This window comes from Microbacterium sp. NPDC089186 (genome assembly GCF_040685115.1).
GTDB classification, from domain to species: Bacteria; Actinomycetota; Actinomycetes; order Actinomycetales; family Microbacteriaceae; genus Microbacterium; species Microbacterium galbum.
The window spans coordinates 690,552-712,040 of the sequence record NZ_JBFBHJ010000003.1 but is presented as its reverse complement, the minus strand read 5'-3'; the positions used below and the strand labels follow the sequence as shown (position 1 = coordinate 712,040).

The 21,489-nt window shown below is 69.8% G+C and carries 22 protein-coding genes; 11 read left to right on the top strand and 11 right to left on the bottom strand.

The window, feature by feature from the left end; translation table 11 throughout:
* Positions 1-150 precede the first annotated feature (150 nt).
* Positions 151-933 (top strand): isoprenyl transferase, encoded by a 783-nt coding sequence (locus AB0N82_RS13660; RefSeq protein ID WP_315995298.1) that lies wholly within the window; start codon positions 151-153, stop codon positions 931-933.
* 247 nt (positions 934-1,180) lie between these two features.
* Positions 1,181-2,542, top strand: a complete 1,362-nt coding sequence (locus AB0N82_RS13655; RefSeq protein ID WP_315995299.1) for a PhoH family protein — start codon at positions 1,181-1,183, stop codon at positions 2,540-2,542.
* A gap of 315 nt (positions 2,543-2,857) precedes the next feature.
* Here AB0N82_RS13655 and AB0N82_RS13650 read toward each other — a convergent pair whose 3' ends face one another.
* The 7 genes from AB0N82_RS13650 to xseA all read right to left on the bottom strand — a co-directional run bounded on the left by AB0N82_RS13650 (position 2,858) and on the right by xseA (position 9,322).
* The gene (locus tag AB0N82_RS13650) at positions 2,858-3,514 is read right to left on the bottom strand and encodes a response regulator transcription factor (protein ID WP_363392250.1); all 657 of its coding nucleotides are present in this window, start codon (positions 3,512-3,514) and stop codon (positions 2,858-2,860) included.
* The gene (locus AB0N82_RS13645) at positions 3,417-4,928 is read right to left on the bottom strand and encodes a HAMP domain-containing sensor histidine kinase (protein WP_363392248.1); all 1,512 of its coding nucleotides are present in this window, start codon (positions 4,926-4,928) and stop codon (positions 3,417-3,419) included. The genes AB0N82_RS13650 and AB0N82_RS13645 overlap by 98 nt, the downstream gene beginning before the upstream one ends.
* 46 nt (positions 4,929-4,974) lie before the next feature.
* Positions 4,975-6,369, bottom strand: a complete 1,395-nt coding sequence (locus tag AB0N82_RS13640; RefSeq protein ID WP_363392246.1) for a class II fumarate hydratase — start codon at positions 6,367-6,369, stop codon at positions 4,975-4,977.
* Between the two features lie 74 nt (positions 6,370-6,443).
* Entirely contained in the window at positions 6,444-7,088 is a 645-nt protein-coding gene (locus AB0N82_RS13635) for a carbonic anhydrase (protein ID WP_315995891.1), read from the bottom strand.
* A gap of 8 nt (positions 7,089-7,096) precedes the next feature.
* The gene (locus AB0N82_RS13630) at positions 7,097-7,729 is read right to left on the bottom strand and encodes a DUF4245 family protein (RefSeq protein ID WP_363392244.1); all 633 of its coding nucleotides are present in this window, start codon (positions 7,727-7,729) and stop codon (positions 7,097-7,099) included.
* Positions 7,729-7,959: an exodeoxyribonuclease VII small subunit gene (locus AB0N82_RS13625; protein ID WP_295780378.1), complete on the bottom strand. Its 231-nt coding sequence runs from the start codon at positions 7,957-7,959 to the stop codon at positions 7,729-7,731. Before AB0N82_RS13625 ends, AB0N82_RS13630 begins: the two co-directional genes overlap by 1 nt.
* A gap of 10 nt (positions 7,960-7,969) precedes the next feature.
* Complete coding sequence (gene xseA / locus AB0N82_RS13620; RefSeq protein ID WP_363392242.1) at positions 7,970-9,322, bottom strand: exodeoxyribonuclease VII large subunit; 1,353 nt, start codon at positions 9,320-9,322, stop codon at positions 7,970-7,972.
* A 128-nt stretch (positions 9,323-9,450) separates the two neighbouring features.
* On the opposite strand from xseA, the gene AB0N82_RS13615 reads away from it, so the two are divergent.
* Genes AB0N82_RS13615 through AB0N82_RS13595 form a run of 5 tightly spaced genes read left to right on the top strand, consistent with a single transcriptional unit; the run spans position 9,451 to position 12,941 of the window.
* Entirely contained in the window at positions 9,451-10,512 is a 1,062-nt protein-coding gene (locus AB0N82_RS13615; protein ID WP_315995305.1) for a 4-hydroxy-3-methylbut-2-enyl diphosphate reductase, read from the top strand.
* On the top strand, positions 10,509-11,096 hold the full coding sequence (locus tag AB0N82_RS13610) for a DUF6264 family protein (protein ID WP_363392240.1): 588 nt from the start codon (positions 10,509-10,511) through the stop codon (positions 11,094-11,096). Before AB0N82_RS13615 ends, AB0N82_RS13610 begins: the two co-directional genes overlap by 4 nt.
* A gap of 52 nt (positions 11,097-11,148) precedes the next feature.
* Positions 11,149-11,655 (top strand): sigma-70 family RNA polymerase sigma factor, encoded by a 507-nt coding sequence (locus AB0N82_RS13605; protein ID WP_315995307.1) that lies wholly within the window; start codon positions 11,149-11,151, stop codon positions 11,653-11,655.
* Entirely contained in the window at positions 11,652-12,353 is a 702-nt protein-coding gene (locus tag AB0N82_RS13600; protein ID WP_363392238.1) for a zf-HC2 domain-containing protein, read from the top strand. Before AB0N82_RS13605 ends, AB0N82_RS13600 begins: the two co-directional genes overlap by 4 nt.
* 42 nt (positions 12,354-12,395) lie before the next feature.
* Positions 12,396-12,941: an MOSC domain-containing protein gene (locus AB0N82_RS13595; protein ID WP_363392236.1), complete on the top strand. Its 546-nt coding sequence runs from the start codon at positions 12,396-12,398 to the stop codon at positions 12,939-12,941.
* Positions 12,942-13,188: 247 nt separating this feature from the next.
* On the opposite strand, the gene fbaA is transcribed toward AB0N82_RS13595, so the two are convergent.
* Positions 13,189-14,217, bottom strand: a complete 1,029-nt coding sequence (gene fbaA, locus AB0N82_RS13590; protein ID WP_363392234.1) for a class II fructose-bisphosphate aldolase — start codon at positions 14,215-14,217, stop codon at positions 13,189-13,191.
* 177 nt (positions 14,218-14,394) lie between these two features.
* Here fbaA and glpX point away from each other — a divergent pair, with 177 nt between their 5' ends.
* Both glpX and AB0N82_RS13580 read left to right on the top strand, forming a co-directional pair.
* The gene (gene glpX, locus AB0N82_RS13585) at positions 14,395-15,384 is read left to right on the top strand and encodes a class II fructose-bisphosphatase (protein WP_363392232.1); all 990 of its coding nucleotides are present in this window, start codon (positions 14,395-14,397) and stop codon (positions 15,382-15,384) included.
* A gap of 252 nt (positions 15,385-15,636) precedes the next feature.
* The gene (locus AB0N82_RS13580; protein ID WP_083708993.1) at positions 15,637-15,849 is read left to right on the top strand and encodes a UDP-N-acetylmuramyl pentapeptide phosphotransferase; all 213 of its coding nucleotides are present in this window, start codon (positions 15,637-15,639) and stop codon (positions 15,847-15,849) included.
* Between the two features lie 80 nt (positions 15,850-15,929).
* Here AB0N82_RS13580 and AB0N82_RS13575 read toward each other — a convergent pair whose 3' ends face one another.
* On the bottom strand, positions 15,930-17,318 hold the full coding sequence (locus AB0N82_RS13575; protein ID WP_363392229.1) for a DNA recombination protein RmuC: 1,389 nt from the start codon (positions 17,316-17,318) through the stop codon (positions 15,930-15,932).
* Between the two features lie 137 nt (positions 17,319-17,455).
* Complete coding sequence (locus tag AB0N82_RS13570) at positions 17,456-18,049, bottom strand: 3'-5' exonuclease (protein WP_363392227.1); 594 nt, start codon at positions 18,047-18,049, stop codon at positions 17,456-17,458.
* 236 nt (positions 18,050-18,285) lie between these two features.
* Here AB0N82_RS13570 and AB0N82_RS13565 point away from each other — a divergent pair, with 236 nt between their 5' ends.
* Both AB0N82_RS13565 and ychF read left to right on the top strand, forming a co-directional pair.
* On the top strand, positions 18,286-19,035 hold the full coding sequence (locus AB0N82_RS13565) for a class I SAM-dependent methyltransferase (protein ID WP_363392225.1): 750 nt from the start codon (positions 18,286-18,288) through the stop codon (positions 19,033-19,035).
* A gap of 40 nt (positions 19,036-19,075) precedes the next feature.
* Entirely contained in the window at positions 19,076-20,149 is a 1,074-nt protein-coding gene (ychF, locus tag AB0N82_RS13560; RefSeq protein WP_363392223.1) for a redox-regulated ATPase YchF, read from the top strand.
* A 155-nt stretch (positions 20,150-20,304) separates the two neighbouring features.
* Here ychF and AB0N82_RS13555 read toward each other — a convergent pair whose 3' ends face one another.
* The gene (locus tag AB0N82_RS13555; protein WP_363392221.1) at positions 20,305-21,393 is read right to left on the bottom strand and encodes a toll/interleukin-1 receptor domain-containing protein; all 1,089 of its coding nucleotides are present in this window, start codon (positions 21,391-21,393) and stop codon (positions 20,305-20,307) included.
* Positions 21,394-21,489: the final 96 nt, after the last annotated feature.

Here is a 21,489-nt window from a genome sequence, read left to right as displayed (position 1 = left end):
GGCCGTCGGCCGGGGTTCGGGGGATCACTCCTCGACAGTACGTCCGCTCCCATGCCCCGGGAGGAACATGGGGGCAGCGCTCACCTTTCCCCCAGGAAGCACCACCCGATCCGATGCGGTCGGAAGCGCCCGACGCGGTAGCGTAGGCGGGTGGCGCGCGTGTGGAAGAACGAGGGGCGGGGACCGCTCTACCGTCTCTACATCTCGCGCCTGCGTCGTCGCATGCCGGCCACCGTGCCGCACCACGTCGCCATGATGATCGACGGCAACCGGCGCTGGGCCCGACAACTCGGCTACGACAGCGCCGCGCACGGACATCGCGCCGGAGCGGCCAAGATGCACGAGTTCCTGCGCTGGTGCGACGATCTCGGCATCGAGGTGGTCTCGCTCTACCTGCTGTCGAACGACAACCTCGTCAAGCGCGACAGCAAAGAGCTGCAGGACCTGCTCGAGATCATCGCCGAGCTCGCCGGCGAGCTCTCGCGCGAGCCCGACTGGCGCGTCCAGCACGTCGGGCGGGCGGAGGGCCTGCCGCCGGAACTGGCCGAAGTGCTGCACGAGGCCACCGAGCGCACCCGCGGTCACCAGGGTCTGCACGTGAATCTCGCGGTCGGCTACGGAGGGCGCAGCGAGATCGTGGATGCCGTCCGCTCGATCATCGTCAAGCACGACGAGTCGGGCGGGTCGCTCGAAGAGCTCGCCGACAGCCTCACTCCGGAGCAGATCGGCGAGCACCTGTACACCGGTGGTCAGGCCGACCCCGATCTCGTGATCCGCACCTCGGGGGAGCAGCGCCTGAGCGACTTCCTGCTCTGGCAGTCCGCCCACTCGGAGTTCTACTTCGTCGAGGCGCTCGGCCCCGACCTGCGCGAGGTCGACTTCCTTCGGGCGATCCGCGACTTCGCGGCGCGCGACCGCCGCTTCGGACAGTAGCCCGGGCCGACGCACGACGCCGGGTTCTCGGCATCCGGTGAACTATCTTCGACCGGCGAACGCCGCGAACACGCTGTTCACGAACTCGTCATATTCGCGGCGTGTTAACGACCCTCGTGGGTGTCGCGGGGTCGTACGGTGATCACATCGGACACGGAGTCCGGTCGAGTCGACCTTCGGATCGCGACTCGTGACCCACAGGTCGACTCGTGACAACCGGGTGCATCACCCGGGTCGGGAGTGGGTTGTGACTGCACGAGCACCGTACGACCAGCGTCACGTCGTCGAGAGCACCGAGTCCGAAGCCGGAGCCGATCAGGCCCTGCGCACGTACGTCCTGGACACCTCCGTCCTGCTGAGCGACCCGCGGGCGTTCTTCCGCTTCGCGGAGAACTCCGTGGTGATCCCCGTCGTGGTGATCATGGAGCTCGAGGGCAAACGTCACGACCCCGAGATCGGCTACTTCGCCCGCCAGGCCCTGCGCCACCTCGACGAACTGCGCATCGAGCACGGCCGCCTCGATTTCCCGGTGCCGGTCGGCGACGAGGGCACGCTCCGCGTCGAGCTGAACAACACCGACCCGTCCGTCCTGCCGTCCGGAATGCGCACCGGCGGCAACGACAGCCGCATCCTCGCGGTGGCCATGAACATCGCCAAGGACGGCGTCGAGGTCACCGTGGTGTCGAAAGACCTGCCGATGCGCGTGAAGGCGGCATCCCTGGGTCTCGCGACGGAGGAGTACCTCGCCGAGCAGGCGATGGACTCGGGCTGGACCGGGATCGCCTCGATCGACGTCTCGGGCGACGAGATCACCGACCTGTACGAGAGCGAGGTCGCCGTCAGCGACGCGGTGGTGGGGCTGCCGGTGAACACCGGGCTCATCATCCACTCGGAGCGGGGATCGGCCCTGGGCCGCGTGACGGGCAAGGGGCAGTACCGCCTCGTGCGCGGCGACCGCGACGCCTTCGGGCTGCACGGGCGCTCGGCAGAGCAGCGGATCGCCCTCGACCTGCTGCTCGATCCCGAGGTCGGCATCGTCTCTCTCGGCGGCCGGGCCGGCACCGGGAAGTCGGCGCTCGCCCTGTGCGCGGCGCTCGAAGCCGTGCTCGAGCGCCAGCAGCAGAAGAAGATCATCGTGTTCCGCCCGCTCTTCGCGGTCGGCGGGCAGGAGCTGGGCTACCTCCCGGGCGACCAGGCCGAGAAGATGGGCCCGTGGGGTCAGGCGGTGTTCGACACGCTGGGTTCGGTGGTCTCGGGCAACGTCCTCGAGGAGGTGCTGGCGCGGGGGCTCCTCGAGGTGCTGCCGCTGACGCACATCCGCGGTCGTTCGCTGCACGACGCGTTCGTGATCGTCGACGAGGCGCAGTCGCTCGAGCGCAACGTGCTGCTCACGGTGCTCAGCCGCATCGGACAGAACTCCCGCGTGGTGCTCACCCACGACGTCGGGCAGCGCGACAACCTGCGCGTGGGGCGTCACGACGGCGTCGCCTCGGTGATCGAGACGCTCAAGGGTCACGGGCTGTTCGGGCACGTCACGCTCACGCGCTCGGAGCGCTCGGCCATCGCCGCACTGGTGACGGAACTGCTGGAGGCCGGCGAACTGTCGTGAATCGCGAAGGAGGGCCGGGATGCCGCGGCATCCCGGCCCTCCTTCGTGCGCGAGCCGGGGTGCCGGAGCGCGCCGCGAAGCGCTGCAGATGAGAGGGTTCTCATCTTCGGCTCTCCGGCTTCTCACGAACGCCAGACAGAGTGGTCACATCGGCGAGGGAGACCTCGCCACCGCCCCGGCGGTTCCCCCTAAGAAAACACGAGGTCCGCGCTCGCGCAGGTCACCGCTCTTCGGGTGAGTCGGAAGACCACCGACGCGATCTCTCTCGAAAACCCCCGGTCGATCCCCCCGCCGGGGGTTTTCGGGGGTTCGGGCTCACTCCCAGCGGTAGCCGGCTCCGCGCACGGTGACGATGTGGGCGGGCCCCACTTTGGCTCGCAGGTAGCGGACGTACACGTCGACGACGTTCGACGTCGGGTCGAAATCCAGGCCCCAGACCCGGCTCAGCAGCTGCTCGCGCGAGAGCACTTGTCCTGCGTGACGGATGAACTCCTCCGCCAGGGCGAACTCGCGGGCGCTGAGATCGACCTCGCGGCTGCCCACCGTCGCGCGGCGGGCGAGGACGTCGAGCGACACGTCGCCGTGCGCCACCGTGATCGTGCCGAGGGTGACGGGCTCGCGCAGCCGAGACCGCACGCGAGCCAGGAGCTCGTCGAACTTGAACGGCTTCGCGACGTAGTCGTTCGCTCCCGCGTCCAGACCGTCGACGGTGTCGCGCGTACTCGTCCGAGCCGTGAGCATGATGACCGGCAGGGTGGAGCCTTGACCGCGCAGGCTCCGCAGCACCTCGAAGCCGTCGAGAGAGGGCAGCCCGACGTCGAGGAGCACGAGGTCGACCTCGCCGGAGAGGGCCGTGTCGAGCGCGTCGGCGCCGTCATCGACGATGAGCGTCTGGTAACCGGCCGACTCGAGGCCTTTCGCCACGAACGCGGAGATGCGGTCTTCGTCCTCGGCGATGAGGATGCGGGTCATCCGGTGGCCTCTCTCTGTGCATGACGACGTCGCCGGCGCGCACGGGCGTCGGCAGCGCGGCGGGGGACTGCGCTCCCGTGAGCGGGATATGCAGCGTGAAGGTGGCGCCGCCTCCCGGCGTGTCGCCGATGGAGCAGTGACCGCCGTGCGCCTTGGCGATGGCATCCACGATCGAGAGCCCGAGCCCCGAGCCGTCGACGCCGCGCCGCGTCGACAGGCGGTCGAACCGCCGGAACACCCGATGCCTCGCGGCCGGGGGGATGCCGGGACCGTGGTCGCGGATCCACAGGTGCGCGGCGGTGTCGTCAGCGGTGCTGCCGATCTCGATCGGTGTCGCCTCGGGGGTGTACTTCGCGGCGTTGTCGGCGAGCTGCAGCCACGCCTGGACCAGGCGGTCGGCGTCGCCCGCGATACGCACGCGTGCGCGCTGCGCCACGCTCCAAGGGTGACCCGGGAGAGCGCCGGCGAGCTCCGCGACGCGGTCGGTCAGGGCGGCGACGTCGATCACCTCGGACGACAACGCATTGGCCTCGACGTCGGCGAGCGTGTCGATGTCGTCGACCAGACGCGTGAGGCGGTCGAGCTCGGCGATTCCGAGCTGACGCGTCTCCTCGACGTCGTGCGGATCGGCCGGGTCCATCATCTCGAGGTGGCCGCGGACGATGGTGATCGGCGTCTTCAGCTCGTGGCGCACGTCGTCGAGCAACTGACGCTGCGCCTCGACGGACATCGCGAGGCGGTCGAGCATGGAGTTGACCGACGTGGTCAGATCGGAGATCTCGTCGTTACCGTGCGCGCGCAAGCGCGTGCCGAGGTCGTCGATCGTGATCGAGTCCGCTGTGTCGCGCAAACGCCTCAGGGGGGAGAAGAGCCGTCCGGTGACGAACCACCCGACCGCGCCCACCACGACGAGCACGGCGAGGGCCGTGGATGCATAGGTGACGGAGGACAACGCCACCAGCTCCATGCGCTGGTCGATCGAGATGACCTGCACGACATAGCCGCCGGATGCCGCCGCAGCGGCGTACATGACCGGTCCTCGGGTGCTGTCGAGGCGGCCGGTGAGGCGCCCGTCGGTGATCGCGCGATCGAGCGCATCGACGAGCCCCTGGTCATCCCCGACGGCGAGACCGGGGGGTGACGGAGTCGCGGCGAGCACGCGCGCGTCGTCGACGGCGAGAGTGCCGTCGGTGCGGCCGGGGATCACCGCGTCGACGAGGTCGGCCGCGGTCTCGTCGCTGGTGGCGACCGTGGCGACGAAGCCGTCGAGCTGACGCTGCGCATTGGCGAGCACCCGGTCGCGCTGGACGAGGAAGGTGACCCCGCCCGCGACGATCATGCCGAGAAGCACGACGCCGAGGAGCGCCCCGAGGAGTCGCACCCGCGTCGAGACAGGTCTCGTCGCGGGGCTCATCCTTCGATTATGGCGCGCCTCGGCGTCGGAGGTGGTGCGTGTCGATTCAGCCCGGGTGGGTCATCGACAGCAGGTCGAGCTTCGCGTCGAGCACCTCTTCGGTGATCTCGCCGCGCTCCACGTAGCCGAGGTCGATGACGGCCTCGCGGACGGTGATGCCCTTCGCCACGGAGTGCTTGGCGATCTTCGCGGCCGCTTCGTACCCGATGACCTTGTTCAGCGGCGTCACGATCGACGGCGACATCCCGGCGAACGCCTCGGCGCGGCCGACGTTGGCTTCGAGGCCGTCGATGGTCTTGTCGGCGAGTACGCGCATCGCGTTCGAGAGGAGGCGGATCGATTCCAGCAGCGCGGTGCCCATGACGGGGATGGCCACGTTGAGCTCGAACGAACCGGACGCGCCGGCCCAGGCGACGGTGGCGTCGTTTCCGATGACGCGGGCGCACACCATGAGGGTGGCCTCGGGCACGACGGGGTTCACCTTGCCGGGCATGATCGAGGAGCCGGGCTGCAGGTCGGGGATGTGGAGCTCGCCGAGACCGGTGTTCGGGCCCGAACCCATCCAGCGGATGTCGTTGTTGATCTTCGTCAGCGACACCGCGATCGTGCGGAGGGCGCCGGAGGCCTCGACGAGTCCGTCGCGGTTGGCCTGCGCCTCGAAGTGGTCCTTCGCCTCGGTGATGGGCAGCTCGGTCTCTTCCGCGAGCAGCTCGATGACCTTCTGCGGGAAGCCGAGGGGGGTGTTGATCCCGGTGCCGACGGCGGTGCCGCCGAGGGGCACCTCGCCCACGCGGGGGAGGACCGCCTGCACGCGCTCGATGCCCAGACGCATCTGCCGCGCGTAGCCGCCGAACTCCTGACCGAGGGTGACGGGAGTGGCATCCATCAGGTGGGTGCGGCCCGACTTCACGATGCCCTTCCAGGCGTCGGCCTTGGCCTCGAGGGCGACCGAGAGGTGCTCGAGTGCCGGGATGAGGTCGGTGATGAGCGCCTGGGTCACGGCGATGTGGACCGAGGTCGGGAAGACGTCGTTCGACGACTGCGAGGCGTTGACGTGATCGTTGGGGTGGACGGTCGACCCCAGGATGCCGGTGGCCAGCGTCGCCAGCACCTCGTTCATGTTCATGTTCGACGACGTGCCGCTACCGGTCTGGTACGTGTCGACGGGGAAATGCGCCTCGTGGCGGCCCGTGATGACCTCGTCGGCGGCCTGCGCGATCGCGTCGGCGATGGCGCCGTCGAGCGTGCCGAGGTCTTTGTTGGCGAGCGCCGCGGCCTTCTTGATGCGCGCCAGAGCGGCGATCTGGGTCGACTCCAGACCCTTCCCCGAGATCGGGAAGTTCTCGACCGCGCGCTGGGTCTGCGCGGCGTACAGGGCGTCCTTGGGTACCTGCACCTCACCCATGGTGTCGTGTTCGATGCGGTACTCGGTGTCGGTCACGTCGTCGTTCCTCCAGGTCAGTCGTTCGGTTTCTCAGGTGCGCGGGGGTCGGGCGCGTCTCGGGTGCGCGGTTCTCAGATGCGCGCGTCGTCGACGTCGCCCACGATGACGACGGGGAAGGCTTCCCCCTCGTCGAGACGGTAGTTCGCGCCCACGACGGCTGTGCGTCCCTCGGCCACGGCTTCGCTGATCAGCTCCGAGGCGCGCAGCAGGTCGGCCACGGTGTGGCGCAGGTGCTCACGGCCCACCAGCTCGGGGTCGACGTGGTCGGGCAGGTGCCCGTCGACGGCGTTCTCGCGCTGGACACGGCGCACGGCCGGCACGATCGGGGCGATCTGCCGCCAGATGTAGGCGGGGAGGGTCGGGGCGTCGACGCCCGTGCTGTCGATGGCCGCGCCGACGGCGCCGCAGGCGTCGTGTGCGAGCACCACGATGAGCGGGACCTCGAGCACACCCACGGCGTATTCGAGGCTGCCGATGACGGAGTCCGAGATGACCTGCCCGGCGTTGCGCACGACGAAGAGGTCGCCGAGCCCCTCGTCGAAGATGATCTCGGCGGCGAGACGAGAGTCGGAGCACCCGAACAGCGCTGCGGTCGGGTGCTGCGAGCTGGCGAGCTCGGCGCGACGCTCGACGTCCTGACGGGGGTGGGCGGGTTCGCCGGCGACGAAGCGTCGGTTGCCCTCCACCATCTGCTGCCACACCTGACGGGGGGTCATGCGCTCGCTCACGGGACCTCTCTCAACTGCTCGATCTGCGACGTCACGGATGCGGCCGCCAGGGCCGCGGTCTCGGGTGCGGCATCGCCGTACACGAGGACGTAGTCGGGGCCGGCCGGGGTGGCCAGGGCGTAGTCGATGTTGCCCGTCCCGGAAGGGTTGGCGGGGCGGTAGACGTTCCAGGTGATGCCGTCGATGTCGACCGTCTCGGTACTGCGTGTGCCGTCGAGCACCTGCCCGACCCAGTTCTCGTCGGCGTCGAACCCCTGTGCGACGCGGAGGAACCCGGATTCGCCGGAGCGGACGTAGACCATCGTCCACGCTTCGGTGCCGCCGACGCCTTCGGTCGTGGCCTGGTTGACCCGCCACCCGTCGCCGAGCGACGGGGAGAGCACGGGGCGCCCGAGGTCCGCCTCGATGCCGGCCGCGAGGGCGGGCACGTCAGGGGCGGGGGGCGGCGTCGGCTCACCGCGCGGGACGCCCGCGACCACCACGAACACGACGGCGACCGTCACCAGCAGGGCGGCGATGAGGTTGCGGAAGGTCTTGCTCGAGCGGTACCGACGCGAGGACTCCGCCTTGCGGTCGGCGGTCTCCTGCGGGGTCTCGGGGCGGCCGAGATGGGCGACGACGCGGGCCATCAGTCGTCGTCCCCTTCGCCGCGTGCGGCGTCGAGGCGGCGCTTGGCCCCCAGCAGCCACTCTTCGCAGCGCGCATAGAGCTTCTCGCCGCGCTCCCAGAGAGCCAGGGACTCCTCGAGCGTGGGGGCTCCCTGCTCGAGCTCGGCGACCACGCGCACCAGCTCGTCGCGGGCCTGCTCGAACGACAGGGAGGCGACGTCGGCAGCGGGGCCGGGGGTCGTCGCGGTCATGGCATCCATTCTAGGCGGCCCCGCCGGCGGAGCCGGCGTCGGGTGCCTCGTCGTCGAACGGAGCGGCGGCGGGGGAGGGGCCGTGGGGAACGGCATCCGGGACGACGCCCTCCGAGGTCGTCGCGACCGTGCCCTGTTCGAGCGTCAGTCGCAGCGCGGTCCCCGCGGGGGCATCGGCCGCGTCGCGCAGCACCGCCCCGTCGGGCAGCTGTGCGATGGCGTACCCCCGGGCGAGGGTGGCCACGGGCGAGAGGGCGCGCAGCCCCGCGCTCAGCTCGCGCGTGCGCCGCCGTTCGCTCTCGAGGCGGCGATCGACGATGTCGCGGCCGCGGTTCGACAGCATCCACAGCTCCTGAGCGCGGGAGGTGAGCATGGCGTGCGGGGTGCGCAGAGCAGGACGCGAGCGGATCTGCTCCAGTTGGGCGATGTCGTGGACAACGCGCTGCGTCAGGCGCCCGGTCAGCCGCGCGCGCAGCTGGGCCACCAGCGCGCGCTGCTCGCTCACGTCGGGGACCACGCGCTTGGCCGCGTCGGTCGGCGTCGAGGCGCGCACGTCGGCGACCTCGTCGAGCAGCGGGCGGTCGTTCTCGTGGCCGATGGCGCTGACGATCGGCGTGGATGCCGCGGCCACCGCGCGCAGCAGACGCTCGTCGCTGAAGCCGAGCAGGGTCTGGGGATCGCCGCCGCCGCGCGCGATGACGATCACGTCGACCTCGGGATCGGCATCCAGCGCCTTCAGGGCGGCGATGGTCTCGGGCACGCACCGGTCGCCCTGCACCGCCGCATGCTTCGTGCGGAAGTGCACGCGCGGCCAGCGCAGTTCGGCGTTGCGATGCACGTCTTTCTCGGCGTCCGAATTCTCGCCGGTGATGAGTCCGATGCACTGGGGGAGGAAGGGCAGGCGCTTCTTGCGCGCGGGGTCGAAAAGCCCCTCGGATCGCAGCTGCACCCGCAGCCTCTCGAGACGCTCGAGCTGCTCGCCCAGGCCCACGTGGCGCATCGCCGAGATCGCGAACGAGAAGTCGCCGGTGCGGGGGAAGTAATCGGCCTTGACGCACGCCACGACGTGATCGCCGACCTGCAGGTCTTTCGGCAGGCGTGCGAGCGTGCTCGACCAGATCCGGAACGACACCGTCGACTCGGTGCCCAGGTCTTTCAACCGCCCGAAGACGTTGCCGCCGCGGCGGTTGAACGAGGTGATCTCGCCCTCGACCCACACGGAGCCCCACCGCTCGATGAAGCCGCGGATGGTGTCGTTCAGGCGCGAGACGGAGGTGGGCGCGTCGGTCCGCGAATCGCGGGGGTGCACGCTGTCGGCCGGTGGGGCCTGGCCGGGGATGGTCTCGGGCTGGAAGGAGGTCATGAGGTCCGCTCGAATGCATGCCGACGTCGGCGGGAGGGGCGGGGCGGGGAAGGGGTCATCGTATCCGTGCGGGTAGCGGTGGGGGGAGGTTCGGCCGGTGTCCAGGGGCGCCCCGGTAGAATCGAGGGGTGAGCTCACCTGCCGTCCACCTGCCCGTTCCCCGTATCCCGGGTCGACGCGGGCGGCTCCAGGATATCCCCGTCAACGGACAGAAGAAGGTGCTGCTGGCCGCGCCCCGCGGGTATTGCGCGGGCGTCGACCGCGCCGTGATCGCCGTCGAGAAGGCGCTCGAGCGCTACGGGGCGCCGGTGTACGTGCGCAAGCAGATCGTGCACAACATCCACGTCGTCACCGAGCTCGAGAAGAAGGGGGCGATCTTCGTCGAGGAGGTCGACGAGGTCCCCTCCGGGGCGCATGTCGTCTTCAGCGCGCACGGCGTCTCGCCGGCGGTGGTCTCGGCGGCATCCGATCGGGGCCTGCAGGCGATCGATGCGACCTGCCCCCTCGTCACGAAGGTGCACCGCGAGGCCGTGCGGTTCGCGCGCGACGACTTCGAGATCCTCCTGATCGGTCACGAGGGACACGAGGAGGTCGAGGGCACGGCCGGCGAGGCTCCCGAGCACGTCACCGTCGTCAACTCGCCCGACCACGCCGACACCATCGAGGTGCGCGACCCGTCGAAGGTCGTGTGGCTGTCGCAGACCACGCTCTCGGTCGACGAGACGATGGAGACCGTCCGGCGCCTGCGCGAGCGCTTCCCCGAACTGCAGGACCCGCCCTCCGACGACATCTGCTACGCCACCCAGAACCGCCAGGTCGCGATCAAGAAGGTCGCCGTCGGCGCGGATCTCGTGATCGTGGTGGGGTCGGCGAACTCCTCCAACAGCGTGCGTCTCGTCGAGGTCGCCCTCGAGCACGGCGCCAAGGCCGCCTACCGCGTCGACTACGTCGACGAGGTCAAGCAGGAGTGGCTCGAGGGCGTTCAGACCGTCGGCGTCACCAGTGGCGCCTCGGTGCCCGAGGTGCTCGTGACCGAGGTGCTCGAGGAGCTCGCCGGTGCCGGATACCGTGACGTCGAAGAGGTGCGCACCGCCGAGGAGGACCTGATCTTCTCGCTCCCCAAGGAGCTGCGCCAGGATGCCGCCGGCAAGCGCGACAGCCGGGCCCTCGGCGGCCGGGGTCGCGCGTGAGCGACGACTCCCGCTCGTCGGACGAGGGTGGCGGTGTCGAGCGTCCCCGCCCGCAGTACGGCGAATACGCCACGGCCGAGGAGCAGCGCGCCCGCATCCAGCGGCCCGAGGTGACGGAGGCGCTCGACGCCGGTGTCGCGCCGCAGCCGCAGCCGCAGGCCGCCCCCGTCGCGGACGCGCCTGCGGGCTTCGTCGCGCCCGCCACGCGCGGGGCGCGCGTGGATCGCATCGTCACCTTCGGGCTGCTCTTCTACGGCCTGTTCTCGGTGGTCACGACCATCGTGCAGCTGCTGAACTTCCCCGAGTACGCCGAGCGCGGCGCCCAGATGCTGGGTGTGACGGCGACGTTCACGAACCTGTCGGCCGGGTACGTCTGGGGTGCCGCCGCCGCCCTCGTGTACGGCGTCGGCTGGCTGCTGACGGCCGTGTTCACCTGGCGGCGTCTGCGACGCGGCCGGGTCGCGTTCTGGATCCCCCTCGTCGGGTTCGTCGCGACGGCGCTCATCGCCGGCATCTGCGTGACGATGGCCCTCGTCGGCGACGCGACCTTCATGTCGGCGATCCTCGACAGCGTTCCGAACTGAACCGCGAGGCCCGGTATCCCGTGTCCCCTGTGAGCGAGGGAGAGGGGATGCCGTGGCGAGAGACGAACACGCGCAGCTGACGGCGCTGTACGACGCGCACGCCACCCCCGTCTGGCGCTACGTCGTGAGCTTGACCGGCGACCACGCCGGAGCCGACGACATCGTGCAGGAGACGCTGCTGCGGGCGTGGCGGACGCCGCGGGTGATGAGCGACGACCCGGCATCGCTGCGGTCGTGGATGTACACGGTCGCCCGCAACCTCGTGATCGACGAGGCGCGCAGCGCCCGGAGGCGGCACGAGCAGCCCGTCGACGAGCTGCCCGAGACGGCGCGGGACGACGACACGGATGCCATGTTCGACGCGCTCCTCGTCGAGGAGGCGCTCGCGACGCTCACGCCCGACCACCGGGCGGTCATCGTCAGCGCCTATTACGGCGGGCGCAGCGTCGCTCAGACGGCGGAGGAGCTCGGCATCCCCTCCGGAACCGTCAAGTCTCGACTGCACTACGCGGTGCGGGCGCTGCGGCTCGCCCTGCAGGAGAGAGGAGTGACCCGGTGAACGTCGACCACGAGCGTCTGTCGAGCTGGGACGGCGCCTATGTGCTTGGAGCGCTGTCGGCTCCGGACCGCGCGGAGTTCGAGGCCCACCTCGCCGTGTGCGCGGACTGCCGCGCCGCGGTCGCCGAGCTCGCGCCGACCGCGGGACTGCTGTCCCGCCTGTCGGCCGAGCGCGCCCGCGCGATCAGCCCCAGCACGGGCCACGTGCCCCTGGCCGCCCCGGACCCGACCCTGCGCACCCGCGTGCTGGACACGGCGAGACGCCGGCGTCGACGCCGCGCGACCGGGTGGGTGCTCGCGGCATCGATCGCGCTCGTCGCGATCGCCGTGCCCGGCGTCGTCGCGGTGAACAGCGCCGTGTCGTCGTCGGGAACGGTGTACGCGTTGGACGGCGTGGCGGGCGCGCCCCTGGAGGCGTCGGTCAAGCTGACCTCGGCCCCGTGGGGAACGCGCATCGACCTCGTGTGCCAGTACACCGGCCAGGTGCTCGACGCTCCTCCCGGGGGCTGGCCGTACGCGCTCGCCATCACCGACGACACCGGAGCGACGAGTGTGTTGTCGACCTGGCGCGCCGGTCCGGGATCGACGACCGAGTTGAGCGCCGGCACCGATCTGGCGGCCGCCGACATCGGGTCGGTCGAGATCCGTACCCTCGACGGCGACACCGTCGTCATGCGGCGCGAGTTCACCGCGCCGTGAGGCGGGTGCGGACGTGCGGCGTCGACGTTCTAGCATCGATCCATGCCCCGTCTCGTCGCCGTCTGCGCCGTTCACGAATTGCATCCGGATGCCGGCTCCGTCGGCGTTACCGCGATCGACAAGCGCGCACTCGATGGCCTCGTTCGCGTCGGCACGCTCGGGGTGCGCGCCGACGTGCAGGCGAGTCGCAAGCACCACGGCGGTCGTGACAAGGCGGTCTACGCCTATGCGGCGGAGGATGCAGCGTTCTGGGAGGACGCACTCGGGCGCGACCTGTACGCGGGATGGTTCGGCGAGAACCTGCGCGTGGAGGGCCTCGATGTCAACGGGGCCCGCATCGGGGAGGTGTGGCGCATCGGCGACACCGTCGAGGTGGAGGTGACGATGCCCCGCACGCCCTGCGCGACCTTCGCACGCTGGGTCGGCGGTGCGGCGGCGCGCGGGTGGGTCAAGCGCTTCTCGGACGAGGGCCGGCTGGGAGCGTACCTGCGGGTGCGCCGGGCGGGCGAGGTGCGGGCGGGGGATGCGATCGAGGTCGTGTCGTCGCCCGAGGGGGCGCCGACGGTGCTCGAGGTGTACCGCAGCTGAGTCGTCCGTCCGAGCGCGCCCGCCGTCGTGGGGCCCGCGCTCCGGGACGCTCCTGCGGGCTCAGTCCCGCTGCGGCGCGCGAGGCTGCGCGGTGCTGACGTCTCGGGTGCAGGCCGGCGCCGAGATGTCGGTGGGATGCCGTCTCGCCGTGGGTGGCGGGAGGGGCAGGGTGGAGCGCCGGGGGCGCGGCATCCGGAAACGACGAACGCCCCGACCGGAGCCGGGGCGTTCGCGGGGTGACGAGGGGTCAGCTCTTGGACTGGCCGTACGAGCCGAGCTGCTTCGTGGCCTCGACCACGCGGACGGCCATGGCCGACTCGGCGACCTTGCCCCACGCGCGGGGGTCGTACTGCTTCTTGTTGCCGACTTCGCCGTCGAGCTTCAGCACGCCCTCGTAGTTGGAGAACATGTAGCCCGCGATTGAGCGCGTGAAGGCGTACTGGGTGTCGGTGTCGATGTTCATCTTGATGACGCCGTTGGCGACCGCGAGGGCGATCTCCTCGTCGGTCGATCCGCTGCCGCCGTGGAAGACCAGGTCGAGGGGCTTGGGGCCGGTGCCGAACTTCGCAGCGATGCCCTCCTGGATCTCGCCCAGCAGCTCGGGGCGGAGCTTGACGCCACCGGGCTTGTACACGCCGTGGACGTTGCCGAAGGTGAGGGCCGAGATGTAGCGGCCGTTCTCGCCGAGGCCGAGGCGCTCGACGGCCTTGGTCACGTCGGCGACCGTCGTGTAGAGAGCCTCGTTCGAGCCCTCGTGCTGCACGCCGTCTTCTTCGCCGCCGACCACGCCGACCTCGATCTCGAGGATGGCGTTGATGTTCTTCAGGCGGGGGAGGAGCTCCGCGGCGATGTCGATGTTCTCGTCGAGGGGAACGGCCGAGCCGTCCCACATGTGCGACTGGAAGATCGGGTTGCGTCCGGCCTTGACCTCTTCTTCTGAGGCCTCGAGCAGGGGGAGGACGAAGCCGGGGAGGGCGTCCTTGGGGCAGTGGTCGGTGTGGAGCGCGACGGTGATGGGGTAGTTCTTCGCGACCTCGGTCACGTACTTCGCGAAGGCGAGGGCACCGGTGGCGCGGGCCTTGACGGTGTGACCGGCGAAGTAGTCGGCACCACCGGTGGTGACCTGGAGGATGCCGTCGGAGCCGGCCTCGGTCAGGCCCTGGAGCACCGAGTTGATGGTCTGCGAGCTCGAGACGTTGATCGCGGGGTACGCGAAGCCGCCGGCCTTCGCGCGGTCCAGCATGTCGGCGTACTGCTCAGGGGAAGCGACGGGCATGGAGGTGCTCCTTGGTGTTGTCGGGACACCGTCAGCCTAGCGAAGGCGCCGGATCGTGACGGTGTCGGTGCGACAGGAACCGGGCAGTTCTGTCGATTCGTTAAGAACGTTGATTCCTTCGGGTCTGGGCGGTGGAAAACCGCCGAATGTGTCGACTCTGCTGGATACAGTGGGCCCATGGTGAGCCTGACTGCCGACATGAGTCCTCTGCACCCCGACCGCAACCTGGCTCTGGAGTTGGTGAGGGCGACGGAGGCGGCATCCATCCGGGCCGTTCCCTTCATCGGGCGGGGCGACAAGGAGGCGGCCGACGGTGCGGCGGTCGACGCGATGCGCGCGTTCTTCAGCACCGTGAACTTCGACGGCACGATCGTCATCGGAGAGGGCGAGAAGGACAACGCCCCGATGCTCTACAACGGGGAGCGCGTCGGGAGCGGCCGCGGACCCCGGTGCGACGTCGCGGTCGACCCCATCGACGGCACGTCGCTGACCGCTGCCGGGCGGCAGAACGCGCTCTCGGTGATCGCGGTGTCCGACCAGGGGACGATGCTCGATGCGTCGAGCGTCTTCTACATGGACAAGCTCGTCACGGGCCCCGCCGGTGTCGGCGTGGTCGACATCCGCCTGCCCATCGGCGAGAACATCCGTCTGCTGGCCAAGGCGCTCGGCAAGCCCGTCGACGAGATCGTGGTGTCGGTGCTCAATCGACCCCGTCACGAGCAGCTCATCGCGGACATCCGCGAGGCCGGCGCCGGAACCCGCCTCATGAGCGACGGTGACGTGGCCGGGGGGATCAACGCCGCCCGGCACAACGCCCGCACCGACATGTGCGTCGGCATCGGCGGCAGCCCCGAGGGCATCGTCACCGCGTGCGCGATCAAGGCCCTGGGCGGTCACATCCAGGGCGTGCTCGCGCCCCGCACCGACGACGAGAAGCAGAAGGGCCAGGATGCCGGCCTGAAGATCGACGGCACGGTCTACGAGGCCGACGACCTGGTGAAGGGCAAGAACACGATCTTCGTCGCCACGGGTGTGACCGACGGTCAGCTCGTGCAGGGCGTGCGGCGCGACGGAGACTTCATCTACACCGAGAGCGTCGTTCTCCGTGGAGCTTCGGGCACCCTCCGTCGGATCTCGTCGGAGCACCTGACGTCGAAGTGGCTCTGAGGCCGGGCGCCGTCGGCGGCGGACGCGCCCGACGGCCCGGGACGCGGGTCGCTGCCCGCGTCGGACGCGCCGGACGGCCCGGGAGACGCGAGGCGCTGTCCGCGGCGGGTGCACCCGATCGCTTCGACGTGCAGCTACAGCCGGGCGTGTCGTTGCGCAAGCGTGACCGGTCGCGCGCACCTCGTCTGGCAGAATCTCAAGGAGTGTCAACGGCGACGCTGTGTTCTTCCGAGACCCGAAGGGGGATCGTCCATGGCAACAGCTCCGACGAATCAGACCGCACCTCAGACAGGTGCGCAGGCGGTCATCGCCAGCGCCGTCGACCCGGCTCGACGTCCCGACGTCCTTCTCCGCGTCCGTCGCGATGAGGGCCATGAAGTCAGCGCGTGGTGGATGGTCGGGGCGTTCGTCGCCGTCTCCGCCGCCGTGGTCAGCCTGCTGAGTTGGGTTCCCGGCGGGGCCTGAGTCTCGCGTTCTCGCACCGGGTCGATCCCTTGGGGTCGGCCCGGTTTCGCGTGTAGGGGCGGCAGCGGGGTGCTCGGTGCTCAGGGCTCGGAGCGATTTCCGGGTTCGTCGAGCAACCCGGCTCGCGCGCGGACGCCACCGAGATCGGCGTACGCGGACGACGCGCCGGTGTCGGCGGGCGACGCGTCGACGGGCGGCACGCGGGAGGGTGACGCGTCACCGGCGGGATCGTCATCGCCCGTGGTCGTGCCGAGGTCGAGCATCTCCGGCGCGGTCCAGCGGCGCGGTGCGGCGTCGAGCGCGGGGGGAGCAGCGACGGATGCGAGCTTCGTCTCGTCGATGCCGGGGAATTTGCGCGCGGTGACGAGCACACGCGATTCGAGCGACCCCGCGAACCGGTTGTAGCTGTCGACCGTCTTCTCGATCGCGCGACGCAGGTCGTTGGCGTGACCGGCGAGGACCCCGACGCGTTCGTACAGCTCGGTACCGAGGTGGAAGAGCGTGCGGGCCTCGTCGGAGACGTCCTGCTGCGTCCAGGTGAAGGCCACCGTCTTCAGCACCGCCCAGAGGTTGACGGGGGAGGCCAGGGCGACGCGTCGCGCGAAGGCGTACTCGAGGAGCGTCGGGTCTTCGTCGAGGGCGGAGGCCAGGAGCGACTCACTGGGCAGGAAGCACACCACGAACTCGGGGCTCGTGGTCAGGCCCGCCCAATACGCCTTCTTCGCGAGGGCGTCGACGTGCGCCCGCACCGCTCGGGCGTGCTTGCTGAGGAGGGCGGCGCGGCGCGCGCCCTCGTCTCCGTGTGCGGTCACCGCGATGGCGCTGGCCTGCAGGTAGGCCTCGAGAGGGACCTTGGCATCCACCGCGAGGGCTTTGCCGCCGGGAAGACGCACCACCATGTCGGGGCGGCCCGCGCCGGCGTCGCTCGAGATCGCCGCCTGGAGGTCGAAATCGACATAGCGGGTGAGCCCGGCGGCCTCGACGACGCGTCGCAGCTGCGTCTCGCCCCACACTCCGCGCGTCGTGCCCGATCGCATCGCCGAGGCGAGCGATTCGGTGGTGGCGCGCAGCGCTTCGTCTGCCTCGCGGGAGAGTCGCAGTTGCTCGCCGAGCGCGGAGTACTGCTCGACCCGGTCGCGCTCCAGCCCGTCGACCTTGCGCTGCATCGCGTCGAGGGTCTCGCGGACGGGGTCGAGGGCGCGCAGCACGGTCTGCTCGCGACGCTCTCGTTCTTCGCGTGCGGCCTGATCGGCCCGGGACTGGCCCACGAGCTCGCGGTACATCGCCGCCTGATGCTCGAGCTGCTGCTGCAACCCGGCGCGCGCGGTCTCGGCCGCGATCGCGCGAGTCTCGAGACCGCGCTGCTCGGCGGCGCTGCGCGCGGACGTGCGGGCACCGGCGATGAACCAGCCGCCGGCGACGCCGAGCGCCAGGGCGAGGATCACGAGGACGAGGGTGATGGCATCCATGGGGTCAGCATGCCCCACACCTCCGACATCGCCGGAAAGACGGGCCGGGCGGGCTCGGGCGACGGGTGCGGAGTGGGCGGGCGGTCCCGGGCCGCGAGCGAGCGTGCGGATGACCGAAGGGCGTCGTCCGGAAGGGGTCAGGCGACGGCGCGCTCGGCCGGTTCGACGGCGATCTGCGAGATGCGCACGCCGAGATGCGCCGCGAGACCCTGCACGTCGTCGACCCCGGCGCGGCGGGCGCAGTCGATCGTGATCTCCGCGCACGCGACCGCGTCGGCGAGCGCGTCGTGGTGCGCGAACGGCGAGCATCCCGCTGCGGCGGCGACGAGCGGCAGCCGGTAGGAGTCGAGCGTGTAGGTCTTGCGCGACATCTGCACGCTGCAGAGATAGCGGTACGGCGGGCATTCGTCGCCCGTCGCCGCGCACGCCCGTCGGAGCACCGACATGTCGAACCCGGCGTTGTGCGCCACGAGCACGTCGGAGCCGGCGAAGGCCGTGAGTCGTGCGAGCTGGGCGCTCCACGACGGCGCGTCCACGACGTGGGCGGGCTGTATGCCGTGGATGCCGATGTTGATCGGCGCGAAGTGGTCGTGTCCGGGCGGCGGCTTGATGAGCCACGCCGCGGTCGCCACCACGCGTCCTCCGCGGACGCGGGCGAGGCCCACGGCGCACGCGGACGCGCCGCTGGAATTCGCCGTCTCGAAGTCTATCGCGGTGAAATCCAGAGCCACGCATCCACCCTGCGCCGCCGGGACCGCGTCGGGAGGGAGGCGCGCCGGGGTCGGCGGCGCACCGGCGTGCGGATACGTCCTCGCGGCGCGACCGCGCGTCGAGGGCGCCGCACAGGGATCGTGGCGGACGTGCCCGCCCGTGGCATCCGGGGCCGCGGTGGGGGCCGTGGCTCCCGGGCGGGCCGGCGCGCGGGAGCATGGAGTGCGTGTCGGAGGGGCGGCGTAGGGTCGAGGCCATGACGGGGAGTGAGAAGTCGACGTCGTTCGGGCAGGCGGCGTCCGCGTACGAGTCGGGCCGCCCGGGATACCCGGCCGAAGCCGTGGCCTGGCTGCTGGCTCCGGTGCGCGAAGAGGGGCGCGCCCTGCGCGTGGCCGACGTGGGGGCGGGCACGGGAAAGCTCACGCGGGCGGTCGTCGAGCTCGGTGCCGACGTGGTGGCGATCGACCCGGATGCCGACATGCTCGCCGCCCTGCGCTCCTCCGTCCACGGCGTGCCGACCTTCGCCGGCACGGCGGAGCGTCTGCCGCTGCCCGACGCCGGTCTCGATGCGGTCGTGATGGGCCAGGCGTGGCACTGGGTCGACGTCGAGGCGGCATCGCGCGAGGTGGGGCGGGTGCTGCGCAGCGGCGGGTCCCTCGGTCTGATCTGGAACATCCGCGACGACGCCGTCGACTGGGTGCGCCGTCTCACCGCGGCGATGGGCGGGTCGAACGCCGAGGTGCTCCTCGCGACCACCGGCCCACGGGTCGCGGAGCCCTTCGCGCCGCTCGAGCACGAGCAGTGGCGCTGGGAGCGGCCTATCACCCTTCCCCTGCTGCGCGAGCTCGTCTCCTCGCGCAGCGACGTCATCACGGCCGACCCCGAGACCCGCGCGCGGATCGATGCCGCGGTCGACGAGGTCGTGGCATCCGTCCCCGGATTGGCCGACGGGGCCACGGTCGCGCTGCCGTACGTCACCCACGCATTCCGCGCGCGGCGGCCGTGAGGCGGGTGGGCGCCGCCCGGGCCGGGTAACCTGGACTCCCGTGGCTCTTACCATCGGAATCGTCGGCCTTCCCAACGTCGGAAAGTCGACCCTCTTCAACGCCCTGACCAAGAACTCGGTGCTCGCCGCGAACTACCCGTTCGCCACGATCGAGCCCAACGTCGGGGTCGTGAACCTTCCCGATGCACGCCTGCAGCAGCTGGCCGACGTCTTCGGCAGCGAGCGGCTCGTGCCGGCCGCGGTGTCGTTCGTCGACATCGCCGGCATCGTGCGCGGCGCGAGCGAGGGCGAGGGCCTCGGCAACCAGTTCCTCGCGAACATCCGTGAAGCGGATGCCATCGCCCAGGTCGTCCGCGGGTTCGCCGACGACGACGTGGTCCACGTCGACGGTGCGGTCAACCCCGCCAGCGACATGGAGACGATCAACGCCGAGCTGCAGCTCGCCGACCTCCAGACCCTCGAGAAGGCCATCACGCGCTACGAGAAGGAGGTCAAGGGCAAGAAGCTCGATTCCTCCGTCCTCGACGCGGCCAAGGCCGCGCAGGACGCCCTGCAGCGCGGCGTGCTGCTCTCGGGATCCGGTCTCGACCTCTCGCCCATCCGCGAGCTGGGTCTGCTGACCGCCAAGCCCTTCATCTTCGTCTTCAACGTCGACGAGGCGGTGCTCACCGACCAGGCTCGCAAGGACGAGCTGTCGGCGCTGGTGGCGCCCGCGAAGGCCGTCTTCCTGGATGCCAAGATCGAGTCCGAGCTGATCGACCTCGACCCCGAGGATGCCGCCGAACTTCTGGCTTCCACCGGTCAGGACGAGTCGGGCCTCGATCAGCTCGCCCGTATCGGCTTCGACACGCTCGGCCTGCAGACCTACCTCACCGCCGGCCCCAAGGAGGCCCGCGCGTGGACGATCCCGCAGGGCGCGAAGGCCCCGCAGGCGGCCGGTGTCATCCACACCGACTTCGAGAAGGGCTTCATCAAGGCCGAGGTCATCTCGTTCGCCGACCTCGTCGAGCTCGGCTCGGTCGCCGAGGCCCGCGCGAAGGGCAAAGCGCGCCTCGAGGGCAAGGACTACGTCATGCAGGACGGCGACGTGGTGGAGTTCCGGTTCAACAACTGACGTGATCGCGCATCGCACGCTACGCATCCCGCCGGCACGCGCGTCCTCCTGAGCGGCGTGCAGCGTTGTTATCTAGCCAATCTGTCCTGCCAACTTAGCGGCTCGACTCTGTAGTAAGAGTCGGGGCGCTGTTGGGTCGCAGACTGCGAGCTGGACTAGGGCAAGTTCGCAAGTTCTTGGTGCCAATGAAGGACTAGCTGATTACCTTCATGTCGATAGCGATTACTCTCGAGTTCTACTTCCCAAATTTGTCTGAAAACTCCTCCAAGTCTGTTGTGATGTTCCCAATAGTCACTGGCCCAGATCTTTCCCTCGCGAGGCTTAAGTGATTCTTCAACTTGTTCGACTGCTAATTGCACAGCTTGCCTGAAAGGCGTCAGAGAATCGAGAATGGACGGATGTTCCCGAGCATGCCGTAGGGCGATTAGCACCGAGGGGTGCAGCTCAATCGTGGACGCTGACCAAGTGCGAGCGAGATCCCTGCCTCGTTCGATGATGGGTAGTGCATCTTTCGCACGCCGATGCAGCAGAGCGAGCTGCGCCTGCTTCGGCGTTTTCTGTCTGCGTTCCTCGTAGTTCTTGCTCATCGCCTTATATAGGGCGAGTTGCACGGTGTCATCTTCAACTGCTCGAAGCCACGCGGGCAGTTGAGATTCGATTGAGGCGATCGCGGCCAGCGCGTCGTCAGTGTCAGCCGACTGATCATTGGAGCGCCTAGCGATCTGATTGGCGCTCGCCGTCTGCGCTTCGGACATAATGTCGCGGATGCGCAGCGCGAGATCGTGTACTGCCTGGCGATACACTTCTGAGTCAACATGAGCGAGTCTCAAACTTTGCCAATTAACGTATTGAGTCTTCGCCACGATAGCCATTAGCTCGTCAGTGGAGTCTTCAGCAAGCGCGGGAACGTCCGCGTACAGCACCGGGAGAACAAGGGAGCCAACTCCTAGACTCTCGGCATGACTTCGGAACTCCACGAATTCGCGACGGCATTCCTCGCTCCTCACGTAGCGCGGTGTCACTACGCTCACGAACGCCGTGCTGCCGAGGAGGGCCTCGTCGATAACTTCGCGCCAGCGGTCGCCCCAGCTGATCGCTTTCCTGTCGACGAAGACGTCAAGATCGTCCCCCGTTATCAGGGCGTACTCATCACGGATATGGTTCGCAAGAGCCAACACACGCCCTCGCTCGGCTTGATTGTCAGCGTGAGCATAGCTCCAGAAGAGCGATGGAGAGGATCCCATCATCCGACTCTATTGCGAAGCACCGCGAGACTTCGCCGTGAGTGCCGTGTTGGCACGTACCGACGAATTCACGAGTGCCACGTGTCCTTCGCTGAC

Excerpts from the sequence above, each read along its gene's own strand:
- AB0N82_RS13650 (WP_363392250.1), bottom strand. The coding sequence starts at position 3,514 with ATGACCCGCATCCTCATCGCCGAGGACGAAGACCGCATCTCCGCGTTC.
- AB0N82_RS13645 (WP_363392248.1), bottom strand. The coding sequence starts at position 4,928 with ATGAGCCCCGCGACGAGACCTGTCTCGACGCGGGTGCGACTCCTCGGG.
- AB0N82_RS13635 (WP_315995891.1), bottom strand. The coding sequence starts at position 7,088 with ATGACCCCCCGTCAGGTGTGGCAGCAGATGGTGGAGGGCAACCGACGC.
- AB0N82_RS13630 (WP_363392244.1), bottom strand. The coding sequence starts at position 7,729 with ATGGCCCGCGTCGTCGCCCATCTCGGCCGCCCCGAGACCCCGCAGGAG.
- AB0N82_RS13625 (WP_295780378.1), bottom strand. The coding sequence starts at position 7,959 with ATGACCGCGACGACCCCCGGCCCCGCTGCCGACGTCGCCTCCCTGTCG.
- xseA (WP_363392242.1), bottom strand. The coding sequence starts at position 9,322 with ATGACCTCCTTCCAGCCCGAGACCATCCCCGGCCAGGCCCCACCGGCC.
- AB0N82_RS13595 (WP_363392236.1), top strand. The coding sequence starts at position 12,396 with ATGCCCCGTCTCGTCGCCGTCTGCGCCGTTCACGAATTGCATCCGGAT.
- fbaA (WP_363392234.1), bottom strand. The coding sequence starts at position 14,217 with ATGCCCGTCGCTTCCCCTGAGCAGTACGCCGACATGCTGGACCGCGCG.
- glpX (WP_363392232.1), top strand. The coding sequence starts at position 14,395 with ATGGTGAGCCTGACTGCCGACATGAGTCCTCTGCACCCCGACCGCAAC.
- AB0N82_RS13580 (WP_083708993.1), top strand. The coding sequence starts at position 15,637 with ATGGCAACAGCTCCGACGAATCAGACCGCACCTCAGACAGGTGCGCAG.
- AB0N82_RS13575 (WP_363392229.1), bottom strand. The coding sequence starts at position 17,318 with ATGGATGCCATCACCCTCGTCCTCGTGATCCTCGCCCTGGCGCTCGGC.
- AB0N82_RS13565 (WP_363392225.1), top strand. The coding sequence starts at position 18,286 with ATGACGGGGAGTGAGAAGTCGACGTCGTTCGGGCAGGCGGCGTCCGCG.
- AB0N82_RS13555 (WP_363392221.1), bottom strand. The coding sequence starts at position 21,393 with ATGGGATCCTCTCCATCGCTCTTCTGGAGCTATGCTCACGCTGACAAT.